The organism is Citrobacter sp. Cu096, assembly GCF_030332285.1.
Taxonomy (GTDB): domain Bacteria; phylum Pseudomonadota; class Gammaproteobacteria; order Enterobacterales; family Enterobacteriaceae; genus Citrobacter; species Citrobacter meridianamericanus.
Window position 1 is genome coordinate 79,732 of sequence record NZ_JAOWID010000029.1, and the last position, 14,553, is coordinate 94,284.

The following is a 14,553-nucleotide window of genomic DNA, read 5'->3' on the forward strand; positions in this document are numbered from 1 at the left end:
CGGGTTTTTACGTTAAGAGCTAAAGAACAGGATTAAGCCTGACCTTTGATCTCTTTACGACCGTTGTACGGTGCTTGTTCACCCAGAGCTTCTTCGATACGAATCAGCTGGTTGTACTTAGCAACGCGGTCAGAACGGCTCATAGAACCGGTTTTGATCTGGCCTGCAGCGGTACCAACAGCCAGGTCAGCGATGGTAGCGTCTTCAGTTTCGCCAGAACGGTGAGAGATGACAGCGGTGTAGCCAGCGTCTTTCGCCATTTTGATCGCAGCCAGAGTTTCGGTCAGAGAACCGATCTGGTTGAATTTGATCAGGATGGAGTTAACGATGCCTTTTTCGATGCCTTCTTTCAGGATCTTGGTGTTGGTTACGAACAGGTCGTCACCAACCAGCTGGATTTTGTCGCCCAGTACTTTAGTCTGGTATGCGAAACCATCCCAGTCAGACTCGTCCAGACCATCTTCGATGGACACGATCGGGTACTGTTTGGTCAGTTCTTCCAGGAAGTGGGTGAATTCTTCAGAGGTGAACGCTTTGTTGCCTTCGCCAGCCAGAACGTATTTACCGTCTTTGTAGAATTCAGACGCTGCACAGTCCATCGCCAGAGTGATGTCTTTGCCCAGCTCGTAGCCAGCTGCTTTAACCGCTTCAGCGATTACGGACAGAGCTTCAGCGTTGGAACCCAGGTTCGGCGCATAGCCGCCTTCGTCACCCACTGCAGTGTTCATACCTTTGGCTTTCAGAACTTTAGCCAGGTTGTGGAACACTTCAGAACCCATACGTACAGCTTCTTTCAGGGTTTTAGCGCCAACAGGCTGAATCATGAATTCCTGGATGTCGACGTTGTTGTCAGCGTGCTCACCACCGTTGATGATGTTCATCATCGGAACCGGCATGGAGTATTTGCCCGGAGTGCCGTTCAGTTCAGCGATGTGAGCATACAGCGGCAGGCCTTTAGCGGCGGCAGCAGCTTTAGCAGCAGCCAGAGAAACAGCCAGGATGGCGTTTGCACCGAAGTTGGATTTGTTTTCAGTACCGTCCAGATCGATCATGATCTTGTCGATGCCAGCCTGATCTTTAGCATCTTTACCCAGCAGAGCCTGAGCAATCGGGCCATTCACAGCTGCAACAGCTTTCAGTACGCCTTTACCCATGAAACGGGATTTGTCGCCATCGCGCAGTTCCAGTGCTTCGCGGGAACCAGTAGAAGCACCTGACGGAGCTGCTGCCATACCAACGAAACCACCTTCCAGGTGTACTTCGGCTTCAACAGTCGGGTTACCACGGGAGTCGATGATTTCACGACCGATGATTTTAACGATTTTGGACATTAGATTTTCCTCAGTACAAGTTAAACTAAAACTCCAGACAAACAATGCACCCTGAAGGGTGCATTGCCGTTCTAACTTATTTACTTCTTACTTCGCCTGACGCTTCTGATGTTCACTGGCGGCTTTCACAAAGCCGGCAAACAGCGGGTGTCCATCACGTGGCGTGGAAGTAAATTCCGGGTGGAACTGACAGGCCACGAACCACGGATGATTCGGTACCTCAATGATCTCGACCAACTGATCATCACCGGAACGGCCTGCAATACGCAGACCCGCAGCTTCAATCTGTTTCAACAGCATATTGTTGACTTCGTAGCGGTGGCGATGGCGTTCAACAATTGTCGGCGCGCCGTACAGTTGACGAACCAGGCTATCGTCGCTCAACTGACACTGCTGCGCGCCAAGGCGCATTGTGCCGCCCAGATCGCTCTTCTCGGTACGGACTTCGACGTTACCGTCTTCATCGCGCCATTCGGTAATCAGAGCCACCACCGGATACTTACAGTCTGGCACAAATTCCGTGGAGTTGGCGTTGTCCATACCCACTACGTTACGTGCAAACTCAATCAACGCAACCTGCATACCCAGGCAAATGCCCAGATAAGGAATATTGTTCTCACGCGCAAAGCGCGCTGTCGCGATTTTACCTTCAACACCACGGTAGCCGAAGCCGCCTGGGATCAGGATTGCATCAAGACCTTTCAGGATCTCAACGCCGCGCGTTTCGACATCTTGCGAATCGATCAACTTGATGTTGACGGTGACACGATTCTTCAGACCACCGTGCTTCAGTGCCTCGATAACTGACTTATAGGCATCCGGCAGTTCAATGTACTTGCCGACCATACCGATAGTCACTTCGCCTGCCGGATTCGCTTCTTCGTAGATAACCTGTTCCCATTCTGACAGATTAGCTTCCGGACAGTTCAAGCTGAATCGTTTACAAATATAATCGTCAAGGCCCTGGGATTTCAACAGGCCCGGAATTTTATAGATGGAATCGACATCTTTCAGAGAAATCACCGCTTTTTCCGGAACGTTACAGAATAATGCAATTTTTGCACGTTCATTAGCCGGAACTGCGCGATCGGAGCGACAAATCAGGATATCTGGCTGAATACCGATAGAAAGCAACTCTTTTACCGAGTGCTGAGTCGGTTTAGTTTTGACTTCACCTGCCGCCGCCATGTACGGAACCAGCGTCAGATGCATAAACAGCGTGTGCTCGCGGCCAATTTCTACGGCCATCTGGCGAATCGCTTCAAGGAACGGCAGAGATTCGATATCCCCAACGGTTCCGCCGATTTCAACCAGAACAACATCATGACCTTCACCGCCTTCCAGAACGCGTTCTTTAATGGCATTCGTGATGTGCGGGATAACCTGAACGGTAGCGCCCAGGTAGTCGCCACGGCGTTCTTTACGCAGAACGTCGGAGTAAATACGACCCGTGGTGAAGTTGTTGCGGCGGCTCATTTTAGTACGAATGAAACGCTCGTAGTGACCCAGGTCCAGGTCGGTTTCAGCGCCGTCTTCGGTAACGAACACTTCCCCGTGTTGGATTGGGCTCATAGTACCTGGATCAACGTTGATGTACGGATCCAGTTTCATCATGGTCACATTGAGGCCACGGGCTTCAAGAATGGCTGCCAGGGAGGCTGCGGCAATGCCTTTTCCCAGAGAGGATACGACCCCGCCGGTCACAAAAATATAGTTCGTTGTCATGCTGGACCTGAGAAGTTAGGGTGAAACGATGGAATTACCAAGACGGGAAAGTAGTATACCCGAACATGACGAGCGCCACAAACTTTCATTATTCCTCCTCTTCACCAGGCTCACATTAACATCGGGAGTGAGAAAATAGCCCCTTTGGGGTAAATGTTTTTGACGTAAATCAAGCGCTTGTTATTTAAAAAATCACACAAATCGCCCTTGACCGATGAAATCCCTTAGAGATCAATTTCCTGCCGTTTTACCTGTTGCCAGACTTCTTCCATAGTTTCCAGATCAACACCAGTCATTTCCAGACCCCGAGCCGCCACAATTCGTTCAACCTCACGAAAACGTCGCTCAAATTTCTCGTTCGCTTTTTGCAATGCGGTCTCTGCTTTAGTGCCTAAATGGCGCGCCATATTGACCGTGGCAAACAGCAGATCGCCCATTTCCTCCTCCAGTTTAGCCTGGTCGACAACAGCCTGCCTCGCCTCAAACATGACTTCATCGATCTCTTCGTAAACCTTGTCGACAACCGGTCCTAATGTTTTCCAGTCGAAGCCAACATTTGAGCAGCGTTTCTGGATTTTTTGTGCACGCATTAACGCCGGTAAACTACGGGGAATATCGTCGAGTGCGGAATGCTGTGCCTTCTCAGCGCGCTCTTCGGTTTTGATTTGCTCCCAACGGGTTAGCACCTCGGTGCTGTTACTGGCAGAAACATCAGCAAAAACATGTGGGTGGCGACGTTCAAGCTTATCGCTTATCGCTGCACAGATATCATCAAAGTTGAAGCGCCCTTCTTCCTGCGCCATCTGGGCATAAAATACCACCTGAAACAGCAGGTCACCCAGTTCTCCACGCAGGTCATCGAAGTCTTCACGCGCAATCGCGTCCAGCACTTCATAGGTTTCTTCGAGAGTGTAAGGGGCAATAGTGGCGAATGTCTGCTCTTTGTCCCACGGACAGCCGTTTTCCGGATCACGCAGGCGCTGCATTATACCGAGCAGCCGATCGATTTGGTTCATGTGACAATCCTGGAGATTTGAGTAACTGTTGGCCGGATAAGGCATTTATGCCGCCATCCGGCCTACGTTCGTATTAATTACCGTGCAGACGGCGTGCGTCGATCACATCCGGCACCTGGTTAAGCTTGCCGAGCACGCGTCCGAGCACCTGCAGGTTGTAGATTTCGATGGTCATATCGATGGTGGCAAGCTGTTGTTTGGTATCACTCCGGCTGGCAACGCCCAGCACGTTCACCTTCTCGTTGGCAAGAATAGTGGTGATATCACGCAACAAGCCGCTGCGATCGTTAGCCTGGACGCGAACCACCAGCGAATATCCTGCCGAGTAGCTTTCGCCCCAAACCGCGTCAACAATACGTTCCGGCGCATGCGAGCGCAGTTCATTCAGCTGTTCGCAATCCGCCCGGTGGACCGAAATACCACGTCCTTGAGTGATAAACCCGACAATTTCATCACCTGGAATCGGCTGGCAACAGCGAGCGATGTGGTGCATCAGATTACCCACCCCTTCAACCACCACGCGACCATCGTCTTTACGGCGGCTCTGCGGCGCTTGCGTTTTCTGCTGAAGCTGTTTCAGCGCGGCGGCATCCTGCTCTGCAGCGCTTGGCTTATTAAACTGCGCCTGCAGGAAGTTCACCATCTGGTTAAGGCGGATGTCGCCTCCACCAATCGCCGCCAGAAGCTCATCCAGTTCATTGAAGCTGTAGCGCGGCAGCAGGTGCTTTTCCGCTTCTTTCAGGCTAATACCTAAATGCGCCAGCTCATCGTCGAGGATCTGGCGACCCGCCAGGATATTTTTATCGCGATCCTGTTTACGGAACCAGGCGTGGATCTTCGAACGCCCACGACTGGTGGTCACGTAGCCGAGGTTAGGATTCAACCAGTCGCGGCTTGGGTTTGGCTGTTTCTGGGTGATAATTTCAATTTGATCGCCCATCTGCAGTTGGTAAGTAAACGGTACGATGCGCCCGCCAATTTTCGCGCCAATGCAACGATGGCCCACATCGCTGTGGATGTGATAAGCAAAATCGAGCGGCGTGGAGCCTGCAGGCAGATCTACAACGTCGCCTTTCGGCGTAAAGACGTAAACCCGGTCATCAAAGACCTGGCTACGGACTTCATCCAGCATTTCGCCGGAATCAGCCATCTCTTCCTGCCAGGCGATCAGTTTACGCAGCCATGCGATACGATCTTCATGACCGGAGCGTGCCGCGCCTGAGGCTGTGCCCTCTTTGTATTTCCAGTGCGCAGCAACGCCCAGTTCGGCATCTTCGTGCATCTGTTTGGTGCGGATCTGAATTTCAATGGTTTTCCCGCCCGGCCCCAGCACAACCGTATGGATTGACTGGTAGCCGTTGGGTTTCGGGTTCGCGACGTAGTCATCGAACTCATCCGGCAGATGGCGATAGTGAGTATGTACTATTCCGAGCGCGGCGTAGCAATCCTGTAAACGCTCCGCCACGATACGCACCGCGCGCACATCGAACAGTTCATCAAAGGCTAACTGTTTTTTCTGCATTTTGCGCCAGATGCTGTAGATGTGCTTCGGACGTCCGTAAACTTCGGCTTTGACGCCTTCCGTTTTCATCTCTGAGCGCAAATGACCGACGAATTCATCAATGTAGTGTTCGCGATCGATACGACGTTCATGCAGCAGCTTGGCAATACGTTTGTATTCAGCCGGGTGCAGATAACGGAAGCAGTAATCTTCCAGCTCCCATTTTAACTGCCCAATACCCAACCGGTTAGCCAGCGGGGCATAGATATTGGTGCACTCTTTTGCTGCCAGAACGCGTTCATCTTCCGGTGCGTCTTTCACTTCACGCAGATGTGCAATGCGCTCCGCCAGCTTGATGACCACACAGCGGAAATCATCCACCATAGCCAGCAGCATGCGGCGGACGTTATCGACCTGCTCGGAAGAGACTGAATCGGTATGCGTGGCTTTAAGCTGGCGTATCGCCGCCATGTCACGCACACCGTGGATAAGATGAACAATGGATTTGCCCACGCTCTCGCGCAGGATGTCTTCACTGACGACGTTGGCATCAGCCAGAGGGAAAAGCATTGCTGCGCGCAACGTGTCGATATCCATGCTCAACATAGAGAGGATTTCTACCATCTCCACGCCACGCCACAGCAGCAGCTCTGCATCCGGATGCCCCTGTGTTTGCTGCAGGCAGTACGCCCAGGTTTCGGCTAAGCGTTCACACGACTGCTGGCTGGAGATCCCCAGACTCGCGATCCATTTCTTTGGATCAAACTCACCAGCTTTATTTAAATGTGCACTTCTTACCGCAACCATCGTCCTCTCCTTAAGGGGCATGGCCTGTCGAAGTCGACAAGCCGAACCCATTGTTTTTCACACAGCATTACAACCCGAAATCCAATGGGTATTAAGTTCATTACAAACACTCAAACAGGACCATTGATTCCAGGTGTCCTGTGTGCGGGAACATATCGAGCATCGCCAGCCGCCGGATGGCATATCCCGCATTGAGCAAAGCATCGCTGTCACGAGCCAGCGTTGCCGGGTTACAGGATACATAAACAACGCGTATAGGTTCTAATTTTATAATATGTTGCATCACACCAGCAGCACCCGCACGCGCAGGATCGAGCAAAACTTTGTCGAATCCGTTTTTAGCCCAAGGCTGCCGGGTAACATCTTCCTCAAGGTTTTCATGAAAGAATGTCACATTGTGTAATCCGTTATTCAGCGCATTTTCCCGGCCTTTTTCCACCAGCGCCGGTACCCCTTCCACGCCGACCACGCTTGCAGCTCGGGTCGCCAGCGGCAGAGTAAAATTGCCCATTCCGCAGAACAGATCGAGCACACGCTCTCCTGGTTGAACATCGAGCCATTCCAACGCTCGGGCCACCATTTGCTGGTTTACCCCTTCATTGACCTGAATAAAATCACGCGGGCTGAAGGTTAACCGTAGTCCATTTGAATCATACCAGGGCGATTCTTCTGATATTGATTCCAGTATCTCGCTTTGCGGGGCCAGAAACAAAGACAGCCCCTGAGAATGCGAAAAGCATTCCAGTTTTTCTTTATCCACAGCACTTAATGGCGCCGTGTGGCGCAAAATCATCAGGGTTCCGCTCCCTGCCTGCACCAGTTCGACATGCCCAAGATGGCGTAACCCTTGTAGACTTTCCAGGCACGCCCTGATGTGGGGCAATAGCGCCTCAAGCTGGGGCACCAAAACAGGGCATTGTTTGACATCGATAATGTCGTTAGAGCCGGATTTGCGAAAACCCATCTGCAATTTTTGCTCTTTTGGCCGATAGCTCAGGCTCAAACGTGCACGGCGACGATAGCCCCACGGCGTATCAGCTATAACATCCGACACTTCACATTTCATTAAACGCGACAACGCCGCGCTTTTACTACGCTGCTGTAACGAGATGCTGGCATGCTGTTGCTGGCAGCCACCACACACGCCAAAATGCGGGCAACGTGGCACTTCACGCTCAGGGCTGTTGTTCAAACGTCGTTTTACTTGCGCGCGGGCGAACTGTTTTTTATCTTCGGTAATCACCACCTCGGCGCTTTCCTGAGGTAGCAATTCCGGTATGAACAACGCCTTTCCGTTATGGCGAGCAACACCCTGACCAAAAGGATCGAGGTCATTGACGGTAACGGTTATGATCTGACGCGTCGTCACGCGTCGTTTTGCAGAGTAGAATTGCGCCATCGACGAGATATGTCTCTTTTTAACAGTGTGACCCTAATTGTCCCATAACGGAACTCCATGACCAACTACAGCCTGCGCGCACGCATGATGATTCTGATCCTGGCCCCGACCGTCCTGATTGGTTTGCTGCTCAGTATCTTTTTTGTTGTGCATCGCTATAACGACTTGCAGCGTCAACTGGAAGATGCTGGCGCCAGCATCATTGAGCCACTCGCGGTCTCCAGCGAATATGGCATGAACCTGCAAAACAGGGAATCCATCGGCCAACTGATCAGCGTACTGCATCGTCGCCATTCCGATATCGTGCGGGCAATTTCTGTCTATGACGAAAATAACCGACTGTTTGTCACATCCAATTTTCATCTCGATCCGTCTGAAATGCAGCTGGCTACCGGGTCACCGTTTCCCCGTAAGCTGAGCGTCACGCGACTCGGAGATATCATGATCCTGCGCACCCCGATTATCTCGGAAAGGTATTCGCCGGATGAATCTGCCTTAAGCGACGCGAAAAATGACAAAAATATGTTGGGGTACGTGGCGCTGGAGTTAGACCTTAAGTCAGTAAGATTGCAGCAGTATAAAGAGATTTTTATCTCCAGCGTAATGATGCTGTTTTGTATCGGGATTGCGTTAATTTTTGGCTGGCGCCTGATGCGCGACGTGACCGGCCCGATTCGCAATATGGTGAATACCGTTGACCGAATACGACGAGGACAGCTCGATAGCCGCGTGGAGGGTTTCATGCTGGGCGAGCTGGATATGCTCAAAAATGGCATTAACTCGATGGCGATGTCACTTGCGGCCTACCATGAAGAGATGCAGCACAACATCGATCAGGCCACCTCTGATCTGCGCGAAACGTTGGAACAGATGGAAATCCAGAACGTCGAACTGGATCTGGCTAAAAAGCGCGCCCAGGAAGCGGCGCGTATTAAGTCTGAGTTTCTGGCTAACATGTCGCACGAGCTGCGAACCCCGCTCAATGGCGTGATTGGTTTCACCCGTCTGACACTAAAAACCGAGCTCAACACCACGCAGCGCGATCACCTGAATACGATTGAACGCTCGGCCAACAATCTGCTGGCCATCATCAATGATGTGCTCGACTTCTCCAAACTTGAGGCGGGCAAGCTGATTCTGGAAAGTATCCCATTCCCGCTGCGCAGCACACTCGATGACGTCGTCACGCTGTTAGCGCACTCATCCCACGATAAAGGGCTTGAGCTGACGCTGAATATTAAGAATGACGTACCGGACAACGTCATCGGCGATCCGCTGCGCTTACAGCAGGTGATCACTAATCTGGTCGGCAATGCCATCAAATTTACCGAAGGCGGTAATATCGATATATTGGTCGAGAAACGCGCGCTCAGTAATACAAAAGTACAAATTGAAGTGCAAATCCGCGATACCGGAATTGGTATCCCCGAGCGCGATCAGTCACGCCTGTTCCAGGCCTTCCGCCAGGCGGATGCCAGTATTTCCCGCCGCCACGGCGGTACCGGACTGGGCCTGGTCATTACGCAAAAACTGGTCAATGAAATGGGCGGAGATATCTCCTTCCACAGTCAGCCGAACCGGGGATCCACGTTCTGGTTCCATATCAGCCTCGATCTCAACCCTAACGTTCTCATTGATCGCTCAACCACGCTTTGTCTGGCCGGTAAGCGACTGGCTTACGTCGAACCTAACGCCACTGCAGCACAATGCACATTAGATATCTTGAGTGAAACGCCGCTGGAGGTGATTTACAGCCCTTCATTCTCTGGGCTGCCGAAGGATCACTACGATATTCTGTTGCTTGGCGTACCGGTCACGTTACGCGAACCGCTCACCATGCAGCATGAGCGCCTGGCAAGCGCAGCGGCGATGACCGACTTTTTGTTACTGGCCTTGCCTTGCCATGCGCAAATTAACGCCGAGAAATTGAAACAGGGCGGCGCGGCGGCGTGCCTGTTGAAACCGCTCACCTCAACCCGTTTACTGCCTGCATTGACAGAGTATTGTCAACTGAACCACAGCATAGATCCGCTGTTGTCAGACGAGAGCAAAATCGCGATGACCGTCATGGCAGTGGACGACAACCCGGCGAACCTCAAGCTTATTGGCGCACTGCTGGAGGATAAAGTGCAGCAAGTTGTGCTCTGCGACAGCGGGCACCAGGCAGTGGATCGCGCCAAACAGATGCAGTTTGATCTGATCCTGATGGATATTCAGATGCCAGACATGGACGGTATTCGCGCCTGCGAGCTGATCCACCAGCTTCCTCATCAACAACAGACGCCGGTCATTGCGGTCACCGCGCATGCTATGGCCGGGCAGAAAGAGAAGTTGCTCAGCGCCGGGATGAACGATTACCTGGCGAAGCCTATCGAGGAAGATAAGCTACATAATCTGCTGTTACGCTATAAACCCGGCGCAAGCGCAGCGCTTAGGGCGCTCGCCGTTGACCCCGTTGAGCCGATCGTCAATCCGAATACCACGCTCGACTGGCAGTTGGCATTAAGACAAGCCGCAGGTAAAAACGATCTGGCGCGGGATATGCTGCAAATGCTGCTCGATTTTCTGCCCGAGGTACGTAATAAAATTGAAGAACAGCTGGTCGGTGAAAACCCTGAAGGGCTGGTGGATATGATCCATAAGCTGCACGGTAGCTGCGGTTATAGCGGCGTTCCCCGCATGAAAAACCTGTGTCAGCTTATTGAGCAGCAATTACGTAGCGGGACCAAAGAAGAAGAGCTGGAACCTGAGTTTTTAGAGCTTCTGGATGAAATGGATAACGTTGCCCGTGAAGCAAAGCGCTTATTAGGGTAAAAATCGCCGGATGCGGAATGAGCACCGCATCCGGCCTGAAAATTCAACGTAATTGCTGCCCTGCTTTGAGCGTCGCAGCCACGTTTCGCGCTGTCATTCGGACATTCTCACTCGCGTTCTTCAACGCCTCATCCAGCGTACAAATGGTATAGATAACGCTGAAAACTGCATCCAGCCCATGCTCATGCACAACACCGACATCGGCCGTCAGGCTACCAGCAATACCAATCACCGGTTTGTTGTAACGCTTTGCAACTTTTGCCACGCCAACCGGAACCTTACCGTGAATGGTCTGACTGTCGATGCGTCCTTCACCAGTAACCACTAAGTCCGCATCCGCAACGCAGGCGTCAAGATGTAACGCATCCGTCACTATCTCAATACCGCAGCGTAGCTGTGCGCCACAGAAGGCATACAGCGCCGCCCCCATACCACCAGCAGCACCACCGCCGGCCAGATCCAGCACGTTGACGTCCAGATCGCGAGCGATCAGCTGCGCATAGTGCGAAAGCGCCCGATCGAGGCGGGTAATCATCTCCGGCGTCGCCCCCTTTTGCGGGCCAAAAACCGCAGAAGCGCCCTCTTCACCGGTCAACGGGTTGGTGACATCGCAAGCCACTTCAATACGACACGCGGCAAGGCGCTGGTCTAACTGAGATATATCAATCCGCGAGAGCGATTCGAGGCCAGCACCGCCATGGCCAATATCGTTATCTTGCGCATTCAGCAATTTTGCTCCCAGCGCTTGTACCATCCCCGCGCCGCCATCATTGGTGGCGCTGCCGCCAATCCCGATAATGATATGCTCAACGCCAGCGTCCAGCGCATGACGGATTAACTCCCCGGTTCCCCAGGAAGTGGTTTTCAGCGGATCGCGTAACCCCACGGGAACTTGCTCCAGCCCACTGGCGGCAGCCATTTCGATAAACGCCGAACGCTCATCACCAGATAAACCGTAAAATGCCCGAATCGTGTTGCCCAAAGGGCCGGTAACATCAACATGCACAAGGTGACCTTGTGTTGCGGCAACCATCGCTTCGACCGTTCCCTCACCGCCGTCGGCGACCGGGAGCTTCACGTAATCCGCGTCAGGCCAGATCTCACGAAATCCCATCTCAATAGCCGTTGCCACTTCAAGCGCACTCAAACTTTCCTTATAGGAATCCGGTGCGATTACTATTTTCATAAAGCATCCTTACGCATGTTGACTGTGTTAAGCATACACCAGGAGAAAAACCGCCCACCAATTGGGAGCGGTCCCATCTCACTTAGCGTACCATGCACGGACGCTTATTATCAAACGTCCAGTTAGGGATCAGATACTGCATGCCCATCGCATCATCACGCGCCCCCAGCCCATGTTGCTGATACAGCTCGTGGGCTTTCATCACCTGATCCATATCCAGCTCCACACCCAGACCCGGTTTTGCCGGTACCTGCACCATGCCGCCTTTAATCTCAAACGGCTCTTTGGTCAGGCGTTGGTTACCTTCCTGCCAGATCCAGTGGGTATCGATCGCGGTAATTTTGCCCGGAGCCGCCGCCGCAACATGCGTAAACATCGCCAGTGAAATATCAAAGTGGTTGTTAGAGTGCGAGCCCCAGGTTAACCCGAATTCATGGCACATCTGCGCCACGCGGACAGAACCCTGCATCGTCCAGAAATGCGGGTCCGCCAGCGGGATGTCCACTGACTGCAATGACAGGGTATGCCCCATCTGACGCCAGTCGGTGGCGATCATATTGGTGGCGGTCGGCAGGCCAGTGGCACGACGGAATTCCGCCATGACTTCACGACCGGAGAAGCCCTGCTCGGCGCCACAAGGATCTTCCGCATACGCCAGCGATCCTTTCAGGTACTTACCAATTTTAATCGCTTCATTTAGCGACCACGCGCCGTTTGGATCCAGCGTCACGCGGGCCTGCGGGAAACGCTTCGCCAGCGCAACGATAGATTCCGCTTCCTCTTCCCCGGCCAGCACGCCGCCTTTCAGTTTAAAGTCGTTGAAACCATACTTCTCATACGCAGCTTCCGCCAGGCGCACTACCGCATCCGGAGTCATCGCCTCTTCATGACGCAGGCGATACCAGTCGCACTTCTCATCCGGCTGACTCTGGTACGGCAGCGGCGTCGCTTTACGGTTGCCGACAAAGAACAGATAACCCAGCATTTCAACTTCGCTACGCTGTTGTCCGTCACCCAGCAGAGAGGCGACGTTAACACCCAAATGCTGACCCAGCAGATCCAACATGGCCGCTTCGATCCCGGTAACCACATGAATAGTGGTACGTAAATCAAAGGTCTGCAAACCGCGACCGCCCGCATCACGATCGGCAAAAGTATTGCGTACCGCATTCAGCACGTTTTTGTATTCACCTAACGTTTTGCCTACCACCAGCGGGATCGCATCTTCCAGCGTTTTGCGGATTTTTTCTCCGCCGGGAATTTCACCCACGCCGGTGTGGCCGGAGTTATCTTTGATAATCACAATATTACGCGTGAAGAATGGAGCATGTGCGCCGCTCAGGTTCATCAGCATACTGTCATGACCCGCAACCGGGATCACCTGCATCGCGGTCACGACTGGGGTAGTAAATTGTGCACTCATCATTAAGTCCTTATTCAAAATTAGTGGCGGCCGAAAACGGGACGTTTACGGTCAAAAGTCCATCCGGGTATCAGATACTGCATTGGACCCGCGTCATTACGCGCACCACCGGGCAGTCTCTTGTAGGCTTCATGAGCCTTGTTAACCTGATCCCAGTCCAGCTCTACGCCCAGTCCAGGCGCGTCAGGAACAGCAATTTTCCCGTTCTTAATCTCCAGCGGATTTTTGGTCAGACGGCAATCGCCCTCCTGCCAGATCCAGTGGGTATCGATAGCCGTCGGGGTGCCCGGCGCAGCGGCGCCAACGTGGGTGAACATCGCCAGCGAAATATCAAAATGATTGTTAGAGTGGCAGCCCCAGGTCAGTCCCCAGTCATCGCATAACTGTGCCACGCGTACCGCGCCGGAAAGGGTCCAGAAGTGCGGATCGGCCAGCGGAATATCGACTGAGTTCAGCATCACCGCATGGCCCATCTCACGCCAGTTGGTGGCTATCATGTTCGTTGCTACCGGTAAACCAGTTGCACGGCGGAACTCGGCCATCACTTCGCGCCCGGAAAAGCCCTGTTCAGCGCCGCACGGATCTTCGGCGTAGGTCAGCACATCGTTCAGGCCTTTACACAGGGAGATGGCCTCATCCAGCAACCAGGCACCGTTGGGATCAACCGTAATACGCGCATCCGGGAAGCATTTTTTCAGCGCACGAGCGGTGTCGATTTCCTGCTCGCCAGGCAGTACACCGCCTTTGAGTTTGAAGTCTTTAAAACCGTAGCGATCCTGAGAAGCCTGGGCCAGACGTACCACGGCTTCGCTATTCATTGCGTGCTGGTGACGCAGGTGATACCACTCATGGTTTCCCGGCGTGCTTTCCAGATACGGTAAATCGGTCTTTGTGCGATCGCCCACGTAGAACAGATAGCCGAGCACGGTGACCGCATCGCGCTGCTTGCCCGGCCCTAAAAGTTCACAGACCGGTACGTTGAGCGCCTTACCCAACAGGTCGAGCAGCGCTGCCACCGCGTTTACCCGTAGCTCAAACGTCCAGGCGCCTTTGCCAAAGGTGTCAAAATCAGCGGCCTGATTACCTTTGTGCACCTGCTGAACCACCTTATTCAGGCGCGCGACTTCCTGACCCAAAACCATCGGAATAGCGTCAACCAGCGTCTGATAAATCACTTCGCCGCCCGGCGCTTCACCGACGCCGGTATTGCCGGCGTTATCGGTAAGAACCACAATATTGCGGGTGAAATATGCATTGTGCGCACCGCCAATATTTAGCAGCATGCTGTCATGACCGGCCACCGGGATGACCTTCATATCGGTAATAACGGGGCTTGATTGTGTTGTCATCA

General features: G+C 53.0%; 9 protein-coding genes. 1 reads left to right on the top strand and 8 read right to left on the bottom strand.

Going from position 1 to position 14,553, the window contains the following annotated elements; translation table 11 throughout:
- Positions 1-32: 32 nt before the first annotated feature.
- From eno to rlmD, 5 genes are all read right to left on the bottom strand, one after another.
- Positions 33-1,331, bottom strand: coding sequence for a phosphopyruvate hydratase (gene eno / locus OGX99_RS13290; RefSeq protein WP_151218248.1), 1,299 nt, complete (start codon positions 1,329-1,331; stop codon positions 33-35).
- Between the two features lie 87 nt (positions 1,332-1,418).
- Positions 1,419-3,056: a glutamine hydrolyzing CTP synthase gene (gene pyrG / locus OGX99_RS13295; protein ID WP_003034127.1), complete on the bottom strand. Its 1,638-nt coding sequence runs from the start codon at positions 3,054-3,056 to the stop codon at positions 1,419-1,421.
- 224 nt (positions 3,057-3,280) lie between these two features.
- The gene (mazG, locus tag OGX99_RS13300; protein ID WP_151218249.1) at positions 3,281-4,072 is read right to left on the bottom strand and encodes a nucleoside triphosphate pyrophosphohydrolase; all 792 of its coding nucleotides are present in this window, start codon (positions 4,070-4,072) and stop codon (positions 3,281-3,283) included.
- 73 nt (positions 4,073-4,145) lie between these two features.
- The gene (relA, locus tag OGX99_RS13305; RefSeq protein WP_151218250.1) at positions 4,146-6,380 is read right to left on the bottom strand and encodes a GTP diphosphokinase; all 2,235 of its coding nucleotides are present in this window, start codon (positions 6,378-6,380) and stop codon (positions 4,146-4,148) included.
- Between the two features lie 100 nt (positions 6,381-6,480).
- A complete protein-coding gene (gene rlmD / locus OGX99_RS13310; RefSeq protein ID WP_286543827.1) occupies positions 6,481-7,779 on the bottom strand; it encodes a 23S rRNA (uracil(1939)-C(5))-methyltransferase RlmD in 1,299 nt (432 codons plus the stop codon).
- A 57-nt stretch (positions 7,780-7,836) separates the two neighbouring features.
- Here rlmD and barA point away from each other — a divergent pair, with 57 nt between their 5' ends.
- Positions 7,837-10,593, top strand: coding sequence for a two-component sensor histidine kinase BarA (gene barA / locus OGX99_RS13315; protein WP_278238607.1), 2,757 nt, complete (start codon positions 7,837-7,839; stop codon positions 10,591-10,593).
- 43 nt (positions 10,594-10,636) lie between these two features.
- On the opposite strand, the gene OGX99_RS13320 is transcribed toward barA, so the two are convergent.
- The 3 genes from OGX99_RS13320 to OGX99_RS13330 all read right to left on the bottom strand — a co-directional run bounded on the left by OGX99_RS13320 (position 10,637) and on the right by OGX99_RS13330 (position 14,551).
- Positions 10,637-11,779, bottom strand: coding sequence for a glycerate kinase (locus OGX99_RS13320; protein WP_151224275.1), 1,143 nt, complete (start codon positions 11,777-11,779; stop codon positions 10,637-10,639).
- An 82-nt stretch (positions 11,780-11,861) separates the two neighbouring features.
- Complete coding sequence (gene gudD, locus OGX99_RS13325) at positions 11,862-13,202, bottom strand: glucarate dehydratase (protein ID WP_151218254.1); 1,341 nt, start codon at positions 13,200-13,202, stop codon at positions 11,862-11,864.
- A gap of 20 nt (positions 13,203-13,222) precedes the next feature.
- Positions 13,223-14,551, bottom strand: coding sequence for an enolase C-terminal domain-like protein (locus tag OGX99_RS13330; RefSeq protein ID WP_286543833.1), 1,329 nt, complete (start codon positions 14,549-14,551; stop codon positions 13,223-13,225).
- Positions 14,552-14,553: the final 2 nt, after the last annotated feature.